This is a genomic window from Pseudophaeobacter sp. EL27 (assembly GCF_900313025.1).
Taxonomy (GTDB): Bacteria; Pseudomonadota; Alphaproteobacteria; order Rhodobacterales; family Rhodobacteraceae; genus Pseudophaeobacter.
This window is the reverse complement of the sequence record NZ_OMPQ01000005.1, coordinates 58,072-78,045: the sequence shown is the minus strand read 5'-3', so window position 1 is coordinate 78,045 and position 19,974 is coordinate 58,072. Positions and strand designations below refer to the sequence as shown.

Annotated in this window: 21 protein-coding genes; 5 read left to right on the top strand and 16 right to left on the bottom strand. The window is 60.5% G+C overall.

Annotation, left to right across the window (positions count from 1 at the left end; all coding sequences use genetic code 11):
* Window positions 1-11: 11 nt before the first annotated feature.
* From ED661_RS03275 to pcaF, 16 genes are all read right to left on the bottom strand, one after another.
* Window positions 12-1,010, bottom strand: coding sequence for a BMP family protein (locus ED661_RS03275; RefSeq protein ID WP_122072524.1), 999 nt, complete (start codon window positions 1,008-1,010; stop codon window positions 12-14).
* 170 nt (window positions 1,011-1,180) lie between these two features.
* On the bottom strand, window positions 1,181-1,606 hold the full coding sequence (locus tag ED661_RS03270) for a GNAT family N-acetyltransferase (protein ID WP_254054759.1): 426 nt from the start codon (window positions 1,604-1,606) through the stop codon (window positions 1,181-1,183).
* Window positions 1,599-2,204 (bottom strand): tRNA (adenosine(37)-N6)-threonylcarbamoyltransferase complex dimerization subunit type 1 TsaB, encoded by a 606-nt coding sequence (gene tsaB, locus ED661_RS03265; RefSeq protein ID WP_122072522.1) that lies wholly within the window; start codon window positions 2,202-2,204, stop codon window positions 1,599-1,601. The genes ED661_RS03270 and tsaB overlap by 8 nt, the downstream gene beginning before the upstream one ends.
* Entirely contained in the window at window positions 2,188-2,652 is a 465-nt protein-coding gene (locus tag ED661_RS03260) for a GFA family protein (RefSeq protein WP_122072521.1), read from the bottom strand. The genes tsaB and ED661_RS03260 overlap by 17 nt, the downstream gene beginning before the upstream one ends.
* A complete protein-coding gene (locus tag ED661_RS03255) occupies window positions 2,642-3,205 on the bottom strand; it encodes a NifU family protein (RefSeq protein WP_122072520.1) in 564 nt (187 codons plus the stop codon). Before ED661_RS03255 ends, ED661_RS03260 begins: the two co-directional genes overlap by 11 nt.
* Before the next feature lie 203 nt (window positions 3,206-3,408).
* On the bottom strand, window positions 3,409-3,864 hold the full coding sequence (locus ED661_RS03250; protein WP_122072519.1) for a universal stress protein: 456 nt from the start codon (window positions 3,862-3,864) through the stop codon (window positions 3,409-3,411).
* Between the two features lie 170 nt (window positions 3,865-4,034).
* A complete protein-coding gene (locus ED661_RS03245) occupies window positions 4,035-4,232 on the bottom strand; it encodes a hypothetical protein (RefSeq protein ID WP_162930016.1) in 198 nt (65 codons plus the stop codon).
* 297 nt (window positions 4,233-4,529) lie between these two features.
* Window positions 4,530-4,832 (bottom strand): transposase, encoded by a 303-nt coding sequence (locus ED661_RS22375; RefSeq protein WP_371412393.1) that lies wholly within the window; start codon window positions 4,830-4,832, stop codon window positions 4,530-4,532.
* Between the two features lie 463 nt (window positions 4,833-5,295).
* Window positions 5,296-6,159: a branched-chain amino acid aminotransferase gene (locus ED661_RS03235; RefSeq protein ID WP_122072516.1), complete on the bottom strand. Its 864-nt coding sequence runs from the start codon at window positions 6,157-6,159 to the stop codon at window positions 5,296-5,298.
* Between the two features lie 268 nt (window positions 6,160-6,427).
* A complete protein-coding gene (locus ED661_RS03230; RefSeq protein ID WP_122072515.1) occupies window positions 6,428-7,189 on the bottom strand; it encodes a Phenylacetic acid catabolic protein in 762 nt (253 codons plus the stop codon).
* 24 nt (window positions 7,190-7,213) lie between these two features.
* Complete coding sequence (locus tag ED661_RS03225; RefSeq protein WP_122072514.1) at window positions 7,214-8,287, bottom strand: 2Fe-2S iron-sulfur cluster-binding protein; 1,074 nt, start codon at window positions 8,285-8,287, stop codon at window positions 7,214-7,216.
* A gap of 10 nt (window positions 8,288-8,297) precedes the next feature.
* Window positions 8,298-8,771, bottom strand: a complete 474-nt coding sequence (paaD, locus tag ED661_RS03220) for a 1,2-phenylacetyl-CoA epoxidase subunit PaaD (RefSeq protein WP_122072513.1) — start codon at window positions 8,769-8,771, stop codon at window positions 8,298-8,300.
* A gap of 130 nt (window positions 8,772-8,901) precedes the next feature.
* Window positions 8,902-9,675 (bottom strand): 1,2-phenylacetyl-CoA epoxidase subunit PaaC, encoded by a 774-nt coding sequence (paaC, locus tag ED661_RS03215; RefSeq protein ID WP_122072512.1) that lies wholly within the window; start codon window positions 9,673-9,675, stop codon window positions 8,902-8,904.
* The gene (paaB, locus tag ED661_RS03210; RefSeq protein WP_009809578.1) at window positions 9,675-9,959 is read right to left on the bottom strand and encodes a 1,2-phenylacetyl-CoA epoxidase subunit PaaB; all 285 of its coding nucleotides are present in this window, start codon (window positions 9,957-9,959) and stop codon (window positions 9,675-9,677) included. Before paaB ends, paaC begins: the two co-directional genes overlap by 1 nt.
* A 72-nt stretch (window positions 9,960-10,031) precedes the next feature.
* The gene (gene paaA / locus ED661_RS03205; protein WP_054459918.1) at window positions 10,032-11,009 is read right to left on the bottom strand and encodes a 1,2-phenylacetyl-CoA epoxidase subunit PaaA; all 978 of its coding nucleotides are present in this window, start codon (window positions 11,007-11,009) and stop codon (window positions 10,032-10,034) included.
* A gap of 30 nt (window positions 11,010-11,039) precedes the next feature.
* A complete protein-coding gene (pcaF, locus tag ED661_RS03200; RefSeq protein ID WP_122072511.1) occupies window positions 11,040-12,242 on the bottom strand; it encodes a 3-oxoadipyl-CoA thiolase in 1,203 nt (400 codons plus the stop codon).
* 293 nt (window positions 12,243-12,535) lie between these two features.
* Here pcaF and ED661_RS03195 point away from each other — a divergent pair, with 293 nt between their 5' ends.
* From ED661_RS03195 to ED661_RS03175, 5 genes are all read left to right on the top strand, one after another.
* The gene (locus ED661_RS03195) at window positions 12,536-14,332 is read left to right on the top strand and encodes an acyclic terpene utilization AtuA family protein (RefSeq protein ID WP_122072510.1); all 1,797 of its coding nucleotides are present in this window, start codon (window positions 12,536-12,538) and stop codon (window positions 14,330-14,332) included.
* A gap of 79 nt (window positions 14,333-14,411) precedes the next feature.
* Window positions 14,412-16,028 (top strand): acyl-CoA carboxylase subunit beta, encoded by a 1,617-nt coding sequence (locus tag ED661_RS03190; RefSeq protein WP_122072509.1) that lies wholly within the window; start codon window positions 14,412-14,414, stop codon window positions 16,026-16,028.
* 17 nt (window positions 16,029-16,045) lie between these two features.
* Window positions 16,046-18,028 (top strand): acetyl-CoA carboxylase biotin carboxylase subunit, encoded by a 1,983-nt coding sequence (locus tag ED661_RS03185; RefSeq protein ID WP_122072508.1) that lies wholly within the window; start codon window positions 16,046-16,048, stop codon window positions 18,026-18,028.
* On the top strand, window positions 18,025-19,161 hold the full coding sequence (locus ED661_RS03180) for a nitronate monooxygenase (RefSeq protein ID WP_122072507.1): 1,137 nt from the start codon (window positions 18,025-18,027) through the stop codon (window positions 19,159-19,161). The genes ED661_RS03185 and ED661_RS03180 overlap by 4 nt, the downstream gene beginning before the upstream one ends.
* Before the next feature lie 93 nt (window positions 19,162-19,254).
* The gene (locus tag ED661_RS03175) at window positions 19,255-19,905 is read left to right on the top strand and encodes a GntR family transcriptional regulator (protein ID WP_122072506.1); all 651 of its coding nucleotides are present in this window, start codon (window positions 19,255-19,257) and stop codon (window positions 19,903-19,905) included.
* Window positions 19,906-19,974 lie beyond the last annotated feature (69 nt).

Below are 19,974 nucleotides of genomic sequence, written 5' to 3'. Positions count from 1 at the left end.
GGCTTTCTAGATTAGAACTTCAATGCAGGGCAGCTGTTGTCCGCGTAGTAGGAGACAACTTCGATCTCGCCGTCGATGATTTTCTGGCGTGCTTCGTCAACAGCGGCCTTCATTTCATCACTGACCAGTGCGGCATTGTTGTCGTCGAGGGCATAGCCAACTCCTTCTTCCGCGAGGCCCATCGAGAAGACGCCGGCCTCAATGGATTCGCCTGCGGTCATGGCTTCATAGACGGCAACATCGACGCGCTTCATCATGGAGGTCAGGACCTTGCCTGGGTGCAGGTGGTTCTGGTTGCTGTCCACACCGATCGACAGGATGCCTTCGTCTGCAGCGGTCTGCAGCACGCCAACACCGGTGCCGCCAGCGGCGGCATAGACCACATCAGCACCCTGGCTGATCTGCGCCTTGGTCAGCTCGGAGCCTTTTACCGGGTCATTCCAGGCCGAAGGCGTGGTGCCGGTCATATTGGCAATAACGGTGGCATCCGGGTTCACCGCCTTGACGCCTTGTGCATAGCCGCAGCCAAAATGACGGATCAGCGGCACATCCATGCCACCAACAAAGCCCACGGTGTCAGATTTGGAGGCCATTGCCGCCATCATGCCAACAAGGTAAGAGCCTTCGTGCTCGGCAAAGCCAACCTGACGAATGTTTGGCGCATCAAGCCAGGTGACATCGATCACCACAAACTTGGTGTCGGGGTAATCGGGGGCAACCGAGCTGAGCGGATCAGCCATACCAAAGCCCATGGTGACGATTGGGTTGGCGCCGGCTTCGGCAAAGCGGCGCAGGGCCTGCTCACGCTGGGCTTCGGACTGCAGTTCGATTTCGCGGAATGTGCCGCCGGTTTCTTCGGCCCAACGCTGCGCGCCACCAAAGGCGGCTTCATTGAAGCTCTTGTCGAATTTTCCGCCAAGGTCAAAGATCAGCGCAGGCTCGGCCAGGGCTGCACCAGCAGAAAGGGCCAGCGTAGCTGCGGCGCCCATCAGGGATTTCATCAGCGTCATTAGGATACTCCCGGTTTTGTTTTTCCATGCAGTGGTCAGGGATGATCCGTTCGAGGTGATCACCTTGGCCCCACAGGGATTGTTATGAATAGGTGCGGCAATTTAGCCCTTTGGTCGGGCTGAGGGTCAACCGCTTTTTGACCAATTGGTGCGAAATCCGCGCAGGTTGCTCAAGGTAACTCTTTTTGCATGACAATTGCGTCCACAGCCGCAGCGTTTCTGCGCGCGTAGTAGCCGCTGCGGCGCCCGCAGGTCGCGAATCCCTCCGCGAGATACAGCGCGATGGCCGCGCAATTGTCTTCCGCAACTTCCAAAAAGCAGGTCTTGGCGCCCCGGGATTGACCCAGGGTTTGCCAATCCTGCATGAGCCTACGCGCCAGTCCTTGGCATTGAAACTCAGGGTCGGTGGCAATGGTCAGCAATTCGGCCTCATCTGCGATGACCCGCACCAGGGCAAAGCAGCGCCTGTCACCGCAGGCATAGCTCAGCGGGCTCTCCAACAGAGAGGTGAATTCTTCTGTAGACCAGGGTCGGGACTGCAGAAAGGCAGCGGCATGGATCCGTGCCATCTCCTGTGGGGTTGGGGGGCTACTCATCAATCAGCTGTGGCGGCAAATCCCGTGCGGGGGCAGCATCCGCCGCGCGCAGGTAAAGCGGCGCCGGCGGTGCGACACTGTCCAGGTAACGTTGCCCCGCCAGTTCTGCGATGCGCTGTGCCAAATCCGCCGGGGAGGCCTCAGGCGCAAACACCAGCCCGGCGCTGCGGGCAGCGTCAGAGGCCTCAGCTTCGGGCATCAGACGCGGCGCTTCCCCATTGAGGCAGGCATAGACCTGTGCGCGAGGGGCCGGGACCGCAGCCACAACCCCTTGTTTCTCGCGGGCCTCAAAACCATTGATTCCCACGGCGGGGATTTTCAACCCCAGTGCCAGCCCGCGCGCGGCGGAGACTGCAATACGAATGCCGGTAAAATTTCCCGGACCAATGCCAACGCCGATGGCAGTAAGCTCGGCCCAGGTTTTGCCTGCCTCTGTCAGAATTTCTTCCAGCATGGGCATCAGCCGCTCTGCCTGCCCGCGCGAGCCCTCCTCGAACCGCTGTGCCAGAACCCTATCGCCCAGCAGCAATGCAGCCGTACAATGGGGCGCCGAGGTGTCAAAGCCCAGAACAAGGGGGGTATCAGCCCTCTGAACCATTATCGAAATCCTTGCGTGACGCGTTCAGCCGCTCTCTGGCAGAGCTGGCCTCCCGTGGCAAGTCATCGCTCAGATGCAGCCAGGGCAGTGCCGCCGCAGCGTGGCTATGGCTTTGCGGCGCGATTTGTTCGGCCTGATCGATGATACCGAGGGGGATATAGACCTGATCGGGCAGGTAGTCGAAGCGGGCGGCAAGCGGCGATCCGCAGGTCGGGCAGTTCCAGCGACGCACCCCGGGAGCCAGGGATACCCCCGTGCCTAGCGGCGGATCTGCGGTCAAGGCGGCGGGGGTAAAGGCGGCAAAGGCGCCCAGGGGCGCCCCTGTCCAGCGTCTGCAATCCCGGCAATGGCAATAGGCGGCGGTGAGCGGTGCCTGGCTTAAGCGTAGGCGGGAAGCGCCGCAGTAGCAGCGTGCGGAAAAAGGTGGCGTGGCTGCCTCAGACGGCAACCGGGCGCACCTCGGTCACCTCGGGGATATAGTGACGCAGCAGGTTTTCGATGCCCATCTTCAGGGTCAGGGTCGAAGACGGGCAACCGGCGCAGGCGCCCTGCATATGCAGATAGACAACGCCGCGGTCAAAACCGTGGAAGGTGATGTCGCCACCATCCTGTGCCACCGCAGGGCGTACGCGGCTGTCCAGCAAGTCTTTGATCTGATCAACAATCTCGCTGTTTTCACCGCTGTGTTCGGCGTGGCCAGAGTTCTGTTCCCCACCGGCATCTACGATAGGTTGACCGGACTGGTAATGCTCCATGATGGCGCCAAGAATGGCAGGCTTAATATGGTCCCAGTCAACGCTGTCTACTTTGGTGACAGTGACAAAATCGTTGCCAAAGAAAACACCTGCAACCCCAGAGACCGCAAAAATGCGGCTGGCCAGTGGAGAGCTGCCAGCGGCTTCGGCGCTGGGGAAATCAGCGGTACCCGCGTCCAGAACGGTCTGCCCTGGCAGAAACTTAAGCGTCGCCGGGTTAGGCGTGGATTCGGTCTGAATGAACATCTCGGGCCTCCAAAAAGCGTCTCATGGGATATGCGCCCGCAGGGGCATCAAGTCAAGGTTTAGAATTATTCTAAACTGCAGTGGCCCTATGCGCAATCCCCCTTGCTGTCACGATACTAAGGCTGAGAGCTGAGCCTGCACCGTTTCAAATCCGGTGAAATTGGTGCTCCCTCGCCAAAAACAGCTGGGCTGTGCAGGGCGCGTCAGGTGATGGCGTCCAGGCGGTCCTTTGAGAGATCTCCCGGCACAATTGTGATTGGGACAGGCAGGTTTCCCGACGATTTGCTCAACTGGCTGACCAGTGGGCCCGGGCCTTTCCGGTCATCTCCGGCGCCCAAGACCAGAACACCAATTTCGGTATCGGCTTCGATCTGGGCCATGATCTCCGGCACCGCATCACCCTCGCGTATCACCAGTTCCGGGTCAACGCCTTGGCGATCACGCATCCATTTTGCAAAGACTTCAAAGTGAGCATGGATACGTTCGCGAGCTTCTTCCCGCATGACTTCGCCGACGCCAATCCAATGATTGAAATCATCCGGTGGGATGACAGAAAGGATGGCGACACCCCCTCCGGTTTTTGCCGCGCGCATCGCGGCAAAACGCATTGCATTCAGACATTCTCGGCTGTCGTCCAGTACAACAAGGAATTTGCGCATTTTTGTCCTCTGGTTGCTCCACCAAAGATCATGGCGCAATAGTGCCCGCGCAACAATAGGCTGCGTAACAATTGAAGAGGCATAGTTGGGAACGGGTCATCCGACTTCGATCTGAGCATCGCGTTGACAGGGAGAAGCTCCCGCCTGTTCCGTGTGATCTACGATCCCACTCACAGTTGGGCCTGGCGCCGCTTACGCGGCGCGGGTTTTGTTGTAAGGTCTCGGTGCTTATTCTTGGACGATTTCTTTTGGATGGCTCCTTGGATGATCTGTGTTCCTAGGGTCAGGGCTTTGGCCATGGGGCCGCTTCTGACGATGAGTTCATGCTTGGGCAAGTTGTCCGTGGTCAGCGCGATGGCTACCATCATGATGCTGATCCAGTGTGATAACCCGAAGTACCTATCCCATAGGCATGCTCGAACCGAAGTTCGGCAACAGTCTTGACTTCGGCATCTTTGGAACCAGGTCCCGGTGGGGAGCTCGAAGGGTCGCAATTATGCAACCTTCAAGAGCTTGCGCCCAAGCGTTCTCTTGCTGTTTCTAGACCTCTGACACTCGGTGGGATCGCATGAGTCTCGCCACATGTGATGACGAACAATGCTGATGCGCCGCGCAAGCGCGACCATTGAGCGCCTGCTTCCTTGAGGCTTGGCCACTCGCGTAGCCTATGTCCATAGCCAATGGGGGCACCCGCGATGCACCATGGCGGTCGCGACTTGACACAAGGCCCGAAGCATTTTTACGTCCCCCACCTTGGTGAGGCCGCAAGTGGCATCGCGGTTTCCGGATTGATGCTGCGATAGTATCAGCCCTCCCCAAGGTCCAACATGTTTTGAGGATCTAGAACGGGTGGGATCATCGGCTGCGGATTTGTAGGTGAGGGGACCATTGCTGCAATGCCCGTCAGTGTCATCAACGAGCGACAGATTGGCCTGCTCAAGGCGCGGTGCAGCACGGGATTTGAGCATAGGTACGGGTGCTGCCTCCAACATGGCATTGTGCTCTACAGGGTCGGGCACCCGCACGTCCTAACGGCTTCGTTTTCAACGCGGCTTCACCTGCCACGTCTCCATCAGTACGACAACAGGCCCAGCCTTGGTCAGCCCAGGATGCTGCCACTGCGACAATGGCCCAGCTTTCAACTCTATGATTGCAAGCGCCCCAGGCCGCCTGCCAGCAAAACCCGAAGAGCTTTAGGGTCGCAGGAAAACTGTGCTTCCTTCACGGCCCGTGGAGGAAACCAATGGGTCCTGCCCCTATCTCAGGGGAGAGGAGAAAAACTGGTGCAGCTGGTTTGCGGCACTTTGGCGAAAGGGAGCTGCCGCGCCGCGCTTTGCACGGCGCTCCCCCCAACGGGAGCCATATGCCTCAAAGAGGCCTTGGCGATGGGCGGGAGGGTTTGGGCAGATTAAGAGTTGGCAGGAGGGGGTGTTACTTCTGGCTGGAGGCCCAGTCCCAATAAAGTTCTCTAACACGCTTTGCCACAGGGCCAACCTGGTAGCTGCAGTTGTCAAAGGCTGTGACGGGGGTCACTTTGCTCATATTGCCTGACATAAACACCTCGTCGGCGGCCTCAAAATCCTGCAAACTCAAAACGGTTTCGTGAACTGTAACCCCGTCCGCCCGCAGGTTGGCAATATGGCGCGCCCGGGTAATCCCGGCCAGAAAAGTGCCATTCGGGATCGGGGTAAAGACCTCTCCATCGCGGGTCATAAAGATGTTTGCGGTTGCCGTTTCAGCGACATTACCCATGGCATCCAGTGCCAGGGCATTGCTGAAGCCTTTGCTGCGGGCTTCGCGTAGCATCCGCGCATTATTGGGATAAAGGCACCCGGCTTTTGCATTGACAACCGCGCTTTCCAAGACCGGGCGGCGAAAGCCTGTTCGGGTCAGGGTTGCGCTGGCTTCAGCTGATGCCATGGGGATTTCCTCCAGGCAGAGCGCAAATTCAGTGCTCTCCGGATCGGGGGCAATGGTTGTCGCATCTCCATCCGTCGCCCAATACATTGGCCGAATGTAGACCGCTGCACCGGAAGAAACCCCTTTTAGACCCTCCAGGGCAATTTCAACCATATCGGCAGTTGTGACCGTGGGGCGCATCAGCAGCGCCTCAGCTGAGGCATTGGTGCGGGCACAATGCAGGTCCAGGTCCGGGGTCATGCCGTCAAAGAACCGGGCGCCATCAAACACCGAGGATCCAAGCCACATGGCGTGATCCGCCCCCTTCAGCAGAGCAACATCGCCATCATGCCAGCGACCTTGAAAATAGGTGCGAATGTTTTTGCCTGCGGCCATTGTGTTCCCCTTCACTAGTTGCGGAAAATCTAGGTGGAAAAAGGTCATAGGGCCAGACCTTTTTTGACGGTGCAGGCTGATCGAGTGTGTAAGTTTATGGGGAAGGCCGTGTTTTGAATGGCTCAGGCGGATGGCTGACAACAAACGCAACAGCGCGCGCCCAAAGGCGCGCGCTGGGCCCAACAGGAGCGGGGCATCTTTGATGCACCAGGCTCTTGGCGGGAGCATTTGGCTATGAGCCGCGAGCCGGGCGCAGTTGAACTGGGTGCTAGACGGGCTGTGTCAAACCCAATTTGGCCAGCTTTACCCCCACTTCCGCCTGCCAGCGGGTTTTCAACTCACCGTTGGGCGTGCGACGTAGACCCAGCGCTTTCAGCCCTTCGAACTTGTCTGACCCTTCACTGCCAAAGCTCGCAGCAACCCGTGGCCACCAATAGTTCACCGATGATTGCAGATCGCCCTTGCCCGTTTCTTCGATCAACCGCTCCAGGCCTTCTTCGGCCAGTTCAGCATGGCGGGCCTCAATCGGGGCCAGGGCACGAAACACTTCGGCCAGAGGCTGATAGGAAATCAGCGAGAACTCTGCCAGCTGCACGGCAACGGCTCGGCCCATCAGCAGGTTCATCACCACGGCATCAGCCCAGCCTTCCAGCGGGTAGTTGAAGACCGCCAGACGCATGTCATGATCCGAGCGCTGTTGGCCAATATCCGCACCGCGTTCAAGCCGCGCAGTCCAAGGGTGGTGATCTGCGTAGCGCTCGGTATCGGCGCCAAATTCGCCCATGATGCGCAGCACGCGGTCGGCGTTATCGCTTTTCTCCAGCACGATCTTGGCGGCTGCAATGCGGGCCTTGATGCCGGGGCCTTCGTTGATGATTTCGGCAAAACCGGCGGCACCGGCCAGTTCGCTATCCACAAAGGTGGCCATCAGCTTCAGCAAGGCAGCCCGGTAGCGTGGCGGTACATTGGCAGGGTTGCTCAACATGCCACCCTGGGCGAGATAGCTCTCGATGCTCATGTCTTCGGGCATGATATGTCCTTCCTCTTAAACGCGTTACTGATCGTAATCGACAACAACCCTGTCGGTGACCGGGAAGGCCTGGCAGGAGAGCACATAGCCCTTTTCGACCTCGTAATCTTCCAGTGCATGGTTGGCGACCATATCCACTTCGCCCTCGATCACCTTGCAGCGGCAGGTCGAGCACACCCCGGCCTTACAGGCGTAGGGGGCATCCATGGCGTTTTCCAAAGCGGCGTCCAGAATGGTCATATCCTTGCCCATCTGCACCGTCTGGGTTGAGCCATCCAGGGTGATCGCTGCGGTGGCCTGATTGCCGGCACTGGCAGCATCTGCACTCCCCTCTTTGCGCTTGGCGCGGCCGGGTTGGGCGCTGGCAAAGAGCTCGAACTTGATTTGGCTGTCGTCCAGACCTGCTGTGCGTAGGGCAGAGGCAATGCCCAGCATCATGGGCTCAGGCCCGCAGATAAAGGCCGTGTCGACGGATTTGATGTCGATCCAGTGCTCAAACAGCTGGGCGCATTTCTCCTCAGTCACCAGCCCGGTGAAGAGGTCGATTTCCTGGGCATCGGATTCCAGGATATGGATCACGTTGAAGCGGCCCATGTAGATGTTCTTCAGATCTTCCAGCTCCTCGCGGAACATGATCGTGTTCACACCCTTGTTGGCATAGATCAGCGTGAAGGTGGAGTCTGGCTCGGCTTCCAGAGTTGTCTTCAGGATCGACAAAACCGGGGTAACACCGGAGCCACCGGCAAAGCCCAGGTAGCTCTTGGCGGCGCTGGCATCCAATGGGGTGAAAAAGCTACCCATGGGCGGCATTGCCTCTAGCATCTCGCCGGCCTGCAATTCGGTATTGGCCCAGGTCGAGAAGGCGCCGCCATCGACCCGTTTGATGCCGACTTGCAAAAGACCATCGCCCTTGCCGGCACAGATCGAATAGCTGCGGCGCAGCTCTTCGCCGTCAAAGTCGCGCCGGAAGGTCAGGTACTGGCCCTGGGTGAAATCAAATTCCGCTGCCGCGCCATTGACGGGCTTTAGGGAAACCACAACCGCATCGCGGATGGTTTTGCGGACATCGGTAACTTCGAGTTGGTGGAAGCGCGCCATGGAGCTCTCCTCAGATGCACTTGAAATAATCAAAGGGTTCAAGACAGTCCTGGCAGCGCCAGTGAGCCTTACAGGGGGTGGAGCCAAACTGGCTCACACGGGTGACATTTGTGCTTTTGCAGTTGGGGCAGCGTTCCGGTCCACCTGCCGCCTGCGGTGGGGCAATGCCAAACTCTTCCAGTTTGGCGCGACCCTTCTCACTCATCCAGTCGGTGGTCCAGGGGGGGGAGATCTGCGTTTTCAGCTGGATCTTTTCCAGACCGTGATCGCGCAGGGCTGTCTCAATATCGAGGTTGATGATCGCTGTTGCCGGGCAGCCGGAATAGGTCGGAGTGACGGCGACCACGAGCGTATCCTCTTGCCAGTCCACGCCACGAATGATGCCCAGGTCCACCAGGCTGATCACCGGAATCTCCGGATCTGGCACGGCGTCGAGCCATTCCCAGATTTGGTCTACACTTGGCTGTTCATGTAATTGGCTCATGTGCGTTCCTCGTTGCGGTGTTTTTCCCGGCCGTGAGGCCGGGCAGCGCCCGACCCTCCCCACGGGAGGGCGCTTTCGCACCCACCCAGGGTCAGGCGTTGCCCTCATTTCTTTTATTGCCAGTACTGTTTTACCAGCTGGCGCCGGGATAGGCGCGCTGCAGCCACTGCATATGGGTCAACAGATGGCCCAGGTGCTCGGTATGCATCTTGCCGTTGCGCCCACCCTTATGGGCAAAGCCGCTGTCCGGAATGGCCAGTGTGGCCTCAGCCAGCACGCGCCCGATCAGCGCGTCATAATCGGTGCGCAGCGATGCCGGGTCAGGCGCAATGCCCGCTTTGACCATGGCGGCGTCGACCTCATCAGAGGCGAACATCTCACCTACGTAGGGCCACAGATAGTCCAGCGCCGCCTGCATGTAGTCATGGCTTTGCGCGGTGCCGTCGCCCAGGCCCACAACCGTATCGGCAGAGCGCTCCAGGTGATAGGCGACCTCTTTGCTGGTCTTGGCCGCGATGGCCGCGATGCGCTCATCCGAGGACTTCATCAGATGCCCCAGCTGGATCGAATGCCAGGCATCAAACAGGAACTGGCGCATCAGGGTGCGGCCAAAGTCTTCGTTTGGAACCTCGACCAGCAGCACGTTGCGAAAATCCCAGACATCGCGCAGAAAGGCCAGATCATCAGCCGATTTCTCTTCGCCCTGAACGTCACCCGCCAGGCCCAGCCACATCTGGGTCTGACCAATCAGATCCAGCGCCGTATTGGCCAGGGCAATGTCCTCTTCCAGAACCGGCGCGTGGCCACACCACTCGCTGACCCGGTGACCCAGGATCAGGGTGTTGTCGCCCATGCGCAGCAGGAACTGAAACAGGGCCTCATCTTGTGTGAGCGGGGCCGCCATTACATCGCTCCCACTTCGTCAGGAATGTCAAAGAAGGTCGGGTGACGGTAGACCTTGGACTCAGAAGGCTCATACAGCGGGCCTTTGTCGCTGGGCGAAGAGGCGGCGATATGGTTGGCCTCAACCACCCAGATCGATACGCCCTCATTGCGGCGAGTGTAGACGTCGCGGGCGTTCTTGATCGCCATTTCGGCATCAGGTGCATGCAGCGAGCCGACGTGACGGTGGCTCATACCATGTTGACCGCGGATGAAGATTTCCCAGAGGGGCCATTCGTTTTTCATAGCTCAGTTCTCCTGGCTGTGGCGGCCCTGCGAGATCTGGCAGGGCGCATAATCGTTAGGTTACTTGGCTGCTTATTCGGCGGCATGTTTGCGGGCGGCTTTCTTGCGGGCATGGGCCAGCAATCCGTCGCGGACCCATTCCCCGTCTTTCCAGGCCTTGTTACGGGCCGCGAGGCGGTCGGTGTTGCACGGGCCATTGCCCTTGATCACGTCAAAGAACTCGGACCAGTCGGGGTCGGAATAGTCGTAATGACCGCGCTCTTCGTTCCATGTGATGCCTTCGTCCGGCAGGTCGAGCCCGAGGAATTCAATCTGCGGCACGGTCTGGTCGACGAATTTCTGACGCAGCTCGTCATTGGTGTTCATCTTGATTTTCCAGGCCATGGATTGGGTCGAATGCACGGAATCTGCGTCCGAGGGCCCAAACATCATCAGCGCCGGGAACCAGAGGCGGTTCACTGCGTCCTGGGCCATCTTCTTCTGCGCAGGTGTGCCTGTCGCCATCTTGCGAATGGCGTCAAACCCCTGACGCGCATGGAAGCTCTCTTCCTTGCAGACCCGGATCATGGCGCGCGAGTATGGTCCAAAGGAGGTCCGCTGCAGTGGCACCTGGTTCATGATTGCCGCGCCATCAACCAGCCAGCCCACTGCGCCCATATCGGCCCAGTTCAGGGTGGGGTAGTTGAAGATGGAGGAGTATTTCATCCGCCCGTCCAGCAGCATTTCGGTCAGCTCATCCCGGCTGACACCCAGCGTTTCGGCGGCGCAGTAGAGATAGAGCCCGTGACCGGCCTCATCCTGGACCTTGGCCAGCAGGATCGCCTTGCGTTCCAGAGTGGGGGCACGGGTGATCCAGTTGCCCTCCGGCAGCTGGCCAACGATTTCTGAGTGGGCGTGCTGACCGATCTGGCGGATCAGTGTCTTGCGGTAGCCCGCAGGCATCCAGTCCTTGGGTTCGATCTTTTCTCCGGCATCAATGCGGGCCTGAAAGGCGGCCAGCTTTTCCGGATCATCGGTGCTCGCTTCGGATTGTACCATCTGTGCATACATGACTTGCTCCTCCCTTATAGGGTTGCTGGCTTAAACGCGTTCGAGGATCAGGGCGGTGCCCTGACCGACGCCGACACACATGGTGCACAGCGCATAGCGCCCACCGGTGCGTTGCAGTTGATAGGCGGCAGTCAGCACCAGGCGGGCGCCGGACATGCCAAGGGGGTGACCGATGGCGATGGCGCCACCGTTAGGATTCACGTGGGGCGCATCATCGGCGACACCCAGCTCGCGAAGCGTCGCCAGACCCTGGCTGGCAAAGGCTTCATTGAGCTCGATCACATCCATCTGCTCGATCGTCAGACCGGTCCGGGCCAGCACCTTGCGGGTGGCAGGCACCGGGCCGATGCCCATGACGCGGGGCTCGACCCCGGCGGCGGCCATGCCGACGATGCGGGCCATGGGCTTCAACCCATTCTTGGCCGCGGCGGCCTCATTGGCCATCAAGATAGCAGCAGCGCCGTCGTTGACGCCAGAGGCATTGCCGGCGGTGACAGTCAGGTCGGGGCCGTTGACGCCTTTGAGCTTACCCAGTTTGGCGGCGCCTGTGCCGGGACGGGGGTGCTCGTCGGTGTCGACCACAACCGGGTCACCCTTGCGCTGGGGGACCGAGACCGGAGTAATTTCATCGCCAAAGATGCCGGCCTCATGGGCGGCGGCCCAGCGGGCCTGGCTGCGGGCGGCAAAGGCGTCCTGGTCCGCGCGGCTGATGCCATAGTCTGCGGCAACATTGTCGGCGGTCTGTGGCATCGAGTCGGTGCCATACATCTGGTGCATCTTCTTGTTTACAAAGCGCCAGCCAATAGTGGTGTCGTAAACTGCATTGGCGCGGGTGAAAGCTGATGTCGCCTTTGGCATCACAAAAGGTGCGCGGCTCATGCTCTCGACACCACCGGCGATGGCCATGTCGTAGTCACCAGCGCGGATCCCGCGCGAGGCCATGCCCACGGCGTCCATGCCAGAGGCGCAGAGGCGGTTGATGGTGGTGCCGGGCACATCCACCGGCAGGCCTGCCAGCAGCGCGGCCATACGGGCGACGTTGCGGTTGCTTTCGCCGGCCTGGTTGGCGTCGCCAAAGATCACATCATCAATGCTGGACCAGTCCACCTGCGGGTTGCGGGCAACCAATGCAGCAAGAGGTTCGGCAGCGAGGTCGTCGGTCCGCACTTGGCTCAGAGCACCGCCGTAGCGGCCAATTGGGGTTCGGGTGGCATCGCAGATGAATGCATCCATGGTGTTCGCGTCTCCTGATCTGGTGGCGAAATAAGCCGACCGTTGGGTCGGTATTATGCTGATTGTCGATTCGTGGCAAGTGAAACGTAACGAGTTAAGATGTCGCGGCGCAATTCTGTAACATATCGACAGGTGCCGCGTGACTTAACGTCGTAACGCCAGGCGGGATGATTTTGGTTGCAGGTGGTGGCTGGCTAGGCTCAGATTAAAACAGAACGATTGGTCTGTTCATCAATTGCGCCGAGTCAACACCTGTACGAAGTGGTGGTGCGAGGAGCTGAAGGGGGAAGCACATGTCACAGCAGCTGCGTATCGGCGGGGCCAGTGGATTTTGGGGAGACGCCAGCGCGGCGACGCCGCAGCTCTTGGCGGCGGGCGGGTTGGATTTCATTGTCTATGACTACCTGGCCGAGATCACCATGGCGATCCTGGCGCGGGCACGGGTCAAGGATCCAAAGGCGGGTTATGCGACGGATTTTGTCACCTCTGCCATGGCGCCGAACCTGCGCGAGATCGCAGTGCAGGGTGTTCGGATTGTCTCGAACGCCGGGGGGATGAACCCCCTGGCCTGCGCCGAAGCCCTACGCGAAGAGATCAAGAAACAGGGGCTGTCGCTCAAAGTGGCGGTGGTCACGGGCGATGATCTGTTGGACCGAGCAGAGGAAATCGCTGAAGCCGCGCCGCAGGAGATGTTTTCAGGCAGTGCGCTGCCGCCGGTGAACAAGATTGCCAGTATCAATGCCTATCTCGGAGGGTTTCCCATTGCCGCAGCTCTGGACCGTGGCGCCGATATCGTGATCACGGGGCGCTGTGTCGACAGCGCGGTGACGCTGGGGGCGGCGATCCATCACTTTGGCTGGGTGCCAAATGATCTGGATGCCATGGCGGGCGCCAGTCTGGCGGGTCATATTCTGGAATGCGGACCTCAGGCCACCGGAGGCAATTTCACTGACTGGCGCTTGGTGGCTGAGAATCTGGCAGAGATCGGTTATCCGATTGCCGATCTGCGCAACGACGGCAGTTTTGAGGTCAGTAAGCCGCAGGGCTCGGGCGGTTTGGTCTCGCGCGGCAGCGTGGGCGAGCAGATGCTCTATGAGATCGGTGACCCGCAGGCCTATCTGCTGCCGGATGTCGCCTGCGATTTTTCTCAGGTCACGCTAGAAGAAGTCGGCCCGGATCGGGTTTTGGTGGCAGGCGCGCGTGGTTTAGGGGTGCCAAACAGCTACAAGACCTGCCTGACCTGGGCAGATGGTTTCCGGTCCGGTCACGTCTTTACCTTTTACGGTCTCGATGCCGAAGAGAAAGCGCAGCATTTTGCCGAGACAGTGTTACAGCGCTGTCGGACCTCCCTCAAGCGGATGCAGGCTCCGGACTACGCAGATGTCAGTGTCGAGTTGATCGGCACCGAAAGCCAGTTTGGCGCAATGCGCAATTCTGGACCATCGCGGGAAGTGGCGGCCAAGATTGCGGTGCGCCACGCGGATGCGCGGGCTGTGGGCCTGTTCCTGAAAGAGGCGGTGGGCCTCGGGTTGGCGACACCTCCGGGGCTTAGCGGATTTGCCGGGGCGCGGCCCAAGCCTTCTCCGGTTCTGGCGCTGTTTTCCTATCTGACGCCAAAGGACCAGGTCGCGGTCAGGCTGCTGGACGAGGCAGGAGAGCTGCAATGCCCCGCTTTCCAGGGGGTAGCGGTGGTTGACGCACCGCGTCCCGATCTGCCCATCACTCCAAAGGCGGAGAAGACGGTCGAGGTTCCTCTGGTGGATCTTGCCTGGGCCCGCAGCGGCGACAAGGGTGATATAGCCAATATCGGCGTGATGGCGCGGGACCCTGCGCTGATGCCCTGGATCTGGGCAGGCCTGACGCCTGAGCACCTGCAAAAGGTCTTTGGCCATTTCTGCGACGGCGAGATCCAGCGCTTCTATCTGCCGGGATCTGAGTCGATGAACATTCTGCTGCATGGCACTTTGGGCGGCGGCGGCACCTCGTCGCTGCGCAATGATCCCCAGGCCAAGGGCTATGGCCAGTTGCTTTTGGCGGCGCCTATCCCTGTGGATGCCGATCTTTGGGCGAAACTGCGAGGCACAGCATGATGTTTCATCACAAAAAACAACAGTTCGGACGGCCAGCCCAGCCGTCTATGCGTAAGAATACCGGAATGAGGACAGGTCGATGAAAGCCTTTCAAAGCAGGATCAACACCGCTAGTGACAGCTTTGCCCAGAACCGGGCTGATATGTTGGCCCAGGTCGAGCGGATGCGCACCTTGGAAGCTCGTGCCGCAGCCAAATCGGAGCAACGCCGCCCGGTTTTTGACAAACGTGGCCAGCTGTCGCCACGCGAACGTCTGGCCGCATTGCTCGACCCCGGCATGCCTTTCCTTGAGCTCTACAATATGGCCTCCTATCTGGTGGATGACACCGACCCGGAGACCTCGATCCCGGGGGCCTCGATCATTCTGGGGATCGGCTATGTATCGGGTGTGCGCTGTATGGTCTTTGTCGATGATGCGGGAATCAATGCCGGCGCAATGACCGGCAAATCAGTGGATAAGGCCCTGGGGGCGATAGACATCGCTCTGAAACAGAAACTGCCCTTTGTGCATCTGGTGGAGAGTGCCGGGGCCGATCTCACGCGCTACACGGTTGAGCTCTGGGCTCATGGTGGCGGCATGTTTGCCGGTCTGGCGCGGCTTTCGGCGGCGGGTAATCCGGTGATCACGGTGTTGCACGGGGCCTCGACCGCGGGGGGCGCCTATCAGCCCGGCCTGTCGGACTATGTGATCGGGGTCAAAGGCAACGGTATGGCAATGCTGGCCGGGGCGGCACTGGTGCAGGCCGCCACAGGCGAGATCGCTCGCGATGCGGATCTGGGCGGTGCCGAGATGCACGCCGAGGTCACCGGCCTGGTGGAGTATCTGGCCGAGGATGACGCCCATGGGCTGGAGATCGCCCGTGATGTGATGGCAGGTCTGGGTTGGCAGCGGGGCACTGAGGGACCTGTTGAGTATGATCCGCCCAAATACGCGGGCGAGGAACTCGCCGGGGCGATTCCGGCTGACTACCGCAAGCCCTATGACATGCGAGAGCTGGCGGCGCGGCTGGTGGATGGCTCGCGCCTGCGCGACTTCAAGCCAGACTACGGCCCGGCATTGGTCTGTCTGCAGGCGCATATCATGGGTCAGCCGGTGGGCATCCTGGGCAACAACGGCCCGATTGATCCCGATGGCGCCACCAAGGCGACACATTTCCTGCAGGCGATGGATCAGGCGGGCACGCCGGTGATCTTTCTGGGCAATACCACTGGGTACATGGTTGGGACCGCCTATGAGCGCGCGGGCATGATCAAACATGGCTCCAAGATGATCCAGGCGGTGACCAATCTACGGGTGCCCAAGATCTCGCTCTATACCGGGGCCAGTTTTGGCGCGGGCAACTACGGCATGTGCGGCCATGCCTTTGGCGCCGACTTCCTGTTCACCTGGCCCAATGCCATGACGGGTGTGATGGGCGGCGAACAGGCGGCCCTGACCATGGAGCAGGTGGCGCGGCGCACGGCGGAGCGTAAGGGTGTTGAGGTAGATGAAGCACGTCTGGCCAAGCAGAGTGCCGGGATCGCGGCGCATTTTGACAACCAATCGGACGCGTTTTTCACCTCGGGGCGGATGCTCGACATGGGGATGATCGACCCGCGTGACAGTCGGGCGGTGATTGGCTTTTGCCTCGCCACCTGCATGGAAGCACGTCGCCGCGATCTCAACCCCAATGCCTTTGGCGTGGGGCGGGCCTGATGGGAGAGGATCAGACAATGACAGAATTCAATTCAATTCTGGTGGCCAATCGCGGCGAGATCGCCCTGCGCATCATGCGCACGGCGCGTGCGATGGGGATCAAATGCATCGCGGTCTATACCGAGGCCGACGCGCAAAGCCCGCATGTCGCCTTTGCCGACCAGGCCGTCTGCATTGGCGCAGGCCCAGTGGGGGATAGTTATCTCGATGCCGCCAAGGTCTTGGCAGCGGCCAAGGAAACAGGGGCGCAGGCGGTGCATCCCGGCTATGGTTTCCTGTCGGAGAATGCCAAATTTGCCGCGGCCTGCGCCGAGGCAGGGCTTACCTTCATTGGCCCCAGCGCCGAGGCCATTGCCCTGATGGGGAACAAGGCAGCCGCGAAACGCCGGATGATCAAAGCAGGGGTGCCCTGCGTCCCCGGCTATGAAGGGGCGGATCAATCCCCTGTGGTGTTGCAGGCCGAGGCTGCAAAGATAGGCTATCCGGTGATGATCAAGGCCGCAGCGGGCGGCGGTGGCCGTGGCATGCGATTGGTCACAGAGGCGGAGGATTTTGTCACTGCGCTGGAGCTGGCGAAAAGCGAGGCGCTCTCGGCCTTTGGCTCGGAAGAGATGATCCTGGAAAAGGCGGTGATGCGCCCGCGTCACGTAGAAATCCAGGTCTTTGCCGATGCCTCAGGTCACACCATCCATCTGGGTGAGCGCGACTGTTCGGTGCAGCGTCGCCATCAAAAGGTGGTGGAGGAAGCCCCCTGTCCGGTGATGACGCCAGAGCTGCGCGCTGAGATGGGGGCTGCCGCCGTGGAAGCCGCCCGCGCCATCAGCTATCTGGGCGCCGGAACGGTGGAGTTCCTGTTGGACAAAAACGGTGCTTTCTACTTTCTGGAAATGAACACCCGCCTGCAGGTGGAGCATCCCGTCACTGAAATGGTCACCGGGCTTGATTTGGTGGCGCTGCAGATTCGCGCAGCGCGCGGTCAGGCGCTGGGCGTGGCACAGGAAGATGTAACCCTGAAGGGTCATGCCATCGAGGTGCGGCTCTATGCCGAGGACCCCGGCCAGGGGTTCTTGCCCCAATCCGGGCAGATCCACCAATGGCAGCCCGCCACCGGTGCGGGCATCCGGGTGGATGCGGGCATTGTTTCGGGGCAGGAGGTCTCAGCCTTTTATGATCCGATGCTGGCCAAGGTCATCGCCCATGGGGCGACCCGTGCAGAGGCCTTGGAGCGCCTGATCGCGGCGCTGGGTGACACCGTAATCTTTGGGCCGGCCTGCAATCGCGACTTCCTGATGGATGTCCTGGGCCATGCCGAGTTTGCCAAAGGCGCGGCGACGACCAGCTTTATTGGCGATCACTTTGACCCTCTGGTTCCACCTGAAATCTCCAGCGCTGATTTGGCGCTGGCGGCGGCATTGATCTACCGCGTAGATCAGGCGGCATTGGCCAAGCGGGCAGAGACCCCGGCAGAGCTGCTGGGCTGGTCCAGTCAAGGGGCTTTGCAGGCGCGGTTGGTGCTGGAGGCCGCAGGCGAGAGAGCAACCGTGTTGCTGCACGAGAGCCGCGATGGCATCCGGGTACAGGTCGGCGAAGCGGAACATCATCTGCAACAGCAGGGGGATTGTCTGCGGTTGGATGGGCTGCGTATGGATCTGCGCAACCACCTGATGGTTGGGGAGGATCTGTTTCTCGCTACCGGTACGCGGATGTTGAAGGTGACCCGACAGCGGTCTGGGGCTGGCGCTGGCGCGGCCGCTGGTGGTGGTGAAACACCCGCCCCGATGCACGGCAACCTGCTGGAGCTCTGCGTGCGCGTAGGAGACCCGGTTGAGGTGGGCACCCGTCTGGCGGTGTTGGAGGCGATGAAAATGCAGCATGAGATTCTGGCCGAGGTGGCAGGAACCGTGAGCGAGGTGGCTGTCACGGCACCTTGCCAAGTGAAGGCGGGCGATCTCTTGGTGCAGATTGAGCAGGCAATGGCGACACAGGAGAACACGGAATGAACTCGGAACTTTGTAAACGGCTTGGCATCGAGTTTCCGCTTTTTGCCTTTTCTCATTGCCGCGATGTGGTGGCAGCGGTCACCAATGCTGGCGGAATGGGGATTTTTGGCGCCGCCATGATGTCGCCAGAGGAGCTGGAAGAAGAGCTGACCTGGATTGATGCCCATGTGAATGGCAAGCCCTACGGCGTCGACCTTATCGTGCCCAATAAGTTTGAGGCCAAAGGGGAGGATATTCCGGATGCGGCGATCCTGGCCATGGTGCCCGAGGGGCATAAGGATTTTGCCGATGACGTGATGCAGAAATACGGGGTTGAACCCGGAAACCTCGATCCGGTGCGGGCCGAGCAGCTGGTGTTTCGCGAAAACATCAGCGCCGAAGGCGCGCGGCGCAGTCTGGATGTGGCCTTCTCCCATCCAATTGCTCTGATCGCCAATGCGCTGGGCCTGCCGCCGCAGGAGATGCTGGAACGCGGCAAGGCGCAGGACGTGGCTGTGGGGGCGCTGGTGGGCACGGCGGAACATGCCCGCGCTCAGGTTGCAGCGGGTGTGGATGTGATCATTGCCGCTGGTGGTGAGGCCGGTGGCCATACCGGCGAGATTTCAACCATGGTGCTGGTGCCGGAGGTGGTGCAGGCCATTGCCGGATCCGGGGTGCCGGTTCTGGCGGCGGGGGGCATTGCGACCGGCGCTCAGATGGCGGCGGCCATGGCCATGGGGGCGGCAGGCGCCTGGTGTGGCTCTGTCTGGCTGACCACCGCCGAAGCTGAGACCAACCCGGTGGTGAAGGAAAAGATGCTGGCGGCCAGCAGCCGCGATACCGTCCGCTCACGCTCGCGCACGGGCAAGCCTTCGCGCCAGTTGGTCAGCGCCTGGACCGAGGCCTGGGAGGTCAAGGGCGCACCCAAACCACTGCCAATGCCGCTGCAGACCCTGGTGTCAGAGCCGGCGCTGCACCGGATTGATCAGATGTCGCAAAAAGGCCATGAGGGCGCGCAGGACCTGGCCACCTATTGGGTTGGCCAGGGGGTTGGCCTGATGAACCAGGCAATGTCGGCAGGCGGCGTGGTGCAGGGCTTCAAGGAGGATTTCCTGACGGCTTTTGAGCGGCTGGGGGCCCTGCTGGAAGAGTAGGGCCAATGCGCTGTCGGGGCGGGGTTTTGTTGCCTTGTTCCGCCCTGCAACCTATGATCTGGGGAGAACGGGCGGCAACAAAGGGCGGCGGCATTGGCAGGGCAGAGCGAAGGGCTATTGAATGCGATCCTTGTGGATATTGATGCCGGGCAATTGAACCCAGGTGACGTTCTGGATGAGGCTGGACTGGCCGCGCGTCATGGGGTGTCACGGACACCCATCCGGGAGGTCTTTATTCAGCTGGAAACTGCGGGCCTGATCCGGCGGCTGCCGCGCAAGGGGGCGGTACTGTTCAAGCCCAGTCTGGAAGAGTTTCTGGCTATTCTGGAGGTGCATGCCAATCTGGAAGGGCAGGCGGCGGGTCTGGCCGCGCGTCGGATGAGCCCGGCGCAGGCGGCGGAGCTGGAGCAGATTGTGCGGGCCTGTGAGGCCCATGCAGCTGAAAAGGGGGATGGTGATCCCAATGGCTATTACCAGTTGAACCTAGGGTTTCACGCAGGTGTGGCCATGGGCGCAGGCAACCCGTTTCTGGTGGAGATGATCAAGACCAATGCGCGCAAATTGATGGCCTATTACCGGGCCCGTTATCACTATCCGGGTTCAATCGCGCAATCGGCCAAAGAGCATCGCGAGATTGCCGAGCTGATTTATTCCCACGACCAGATCGGGGCTGCGCGGCGCATGACCCAACATGTGCAGTTTGATCAGGTCACCGCGATGGATCTTCTGGCGGCACTGGGCTGAGAGCTTGTTTGCCTCCGGCGGGGATATTTTTGGCCAAATGAAAATGGGGGCTGTGTGCTCCGGATGCGG

Coding starts and splice junctions, on each gene's coding strand:
- ED661_RS03275 (WP_122072524.1), bottom strand. CDS start 1,010: ATGACGCTGATGAAATCCCTGATGGGCGCCGCAGCTACGCTGGCCCTT.
- ED661_RS03270 (WP_254054759.1), bottom strand. CDS start 1,606: ATGAGTAGCCCCCCAACCCCACAGGAGATGGCACGGATCCATGCCGCT.
- tsaB (WP_122072522.1), bottom strand. CDS start 2,204: ATGGTTCAGAGGGCTGATACCCCCCTTGTTCTGGGCTTTGACACCTCG.
- ED661_RS03255 (WP_122072520.1), bottom strand. CDS start 3,205: ATGTTCATTCAGACCGAATCCACGCCTAACCCGGCGACGCTTAAGTTT.
- ED661_RS03250 (WP_122072519.1), bottom strand. CDS start 3,864: ATGCGCAAATTCCTTGTTGTACTGGACGACAGCCGAGAATGTCTGAAT.
- ED661_RS03245 (WP_162930016.1), bottom strand. CDS start 4,232: ATGATGGTAGCCATCGCGCTGACCACGGACAACTTGCCCAAGCATGAA.
- ED661_RS22375 (WP_371412393.1), bottom strand. CDS start 4,832: ATGCTCAAATCCCGTGCTGCACCGCGCCTTGAGCAGGCCAATCTGTCG.
- ED661_RS03235 (WP_122072516.1), bottom strand. CDS start 6,159: ATGGCCGCAGGCAAAAACATTCGCACCTATTTTCAAGGTCGCTGGCAT.
- ED661_RS03230 (WP_122072515.1), bottom strand. CDS start 7,189: ATGCCCGAAGACATGAGCATCGAGAGCTATCTCGCCCAGGGTGGCATG.
- ED661_RS03225 (WP_122072514.1), bottom strand. CDS start 8,287: ATGGCGCGCTTCCACCAACTCGAAGTTACCGATGTCCGCAAAACCATC.
- paaD (WP_122072513.1), bottom strand. CDS start 8,771: ATGAGCCAATTACATGAACAGCCAAGTGTAGACCAAATCTGGGAATGG.
- paaC (WP_122072512.1), bottom strand. CDS start 9,675: ATGGCGGCCCCGCTCACACAAGATGAGGCCCTGTTTCAGTTCCTGCTG.
- paaB (WP_009809578.1), bottom strand. CDS start 9,959: ATGAAAAACGAATGGCCCCTCTGGGAAATCTTCATCCGCGGTCAACAT.
- paaA (WP_054459918.1), bottom strand. CDS start 11,009: ATGTATGCACAGATGGTACAATCCGAAGCGAGCACCGATGATCCGGAA.
- pcaF (WP_122072511.1), bottom strand. CDS start 12,242: ATGGATGCATTCATCTGCGATGCCACCCGAACCCCAATTGGCCGCTAC.
- ED661_RS03195 (WP_122072510.1), top strand. CDS start 12,536: ATGTCACAGCAGCTGCGTATCGGCGGGGCCAGTGGATTTTGGGGAGAC.
- ED661_RS03190 (WP_122072509.1), top strand. CDS start 14,412: ATGAAAGCCTTTCAAAGCAGGATCAACACCGCTAGTGACAGCTTTGCC.
- ED661_RS03185 (WP_122072508.1), top strand. CDS start 16,046: ATGACAGAATTCAATTCAATTCTGGTGGCCAATCGCGGCGAGATCGCC.
- ED661_RS03180 (WP_122072507.1), top strand. CDS start 18,025: ATGAACTCGGAACTTTGTAAACGGCTTGGCATCGAGTTTCCGCTTTTT.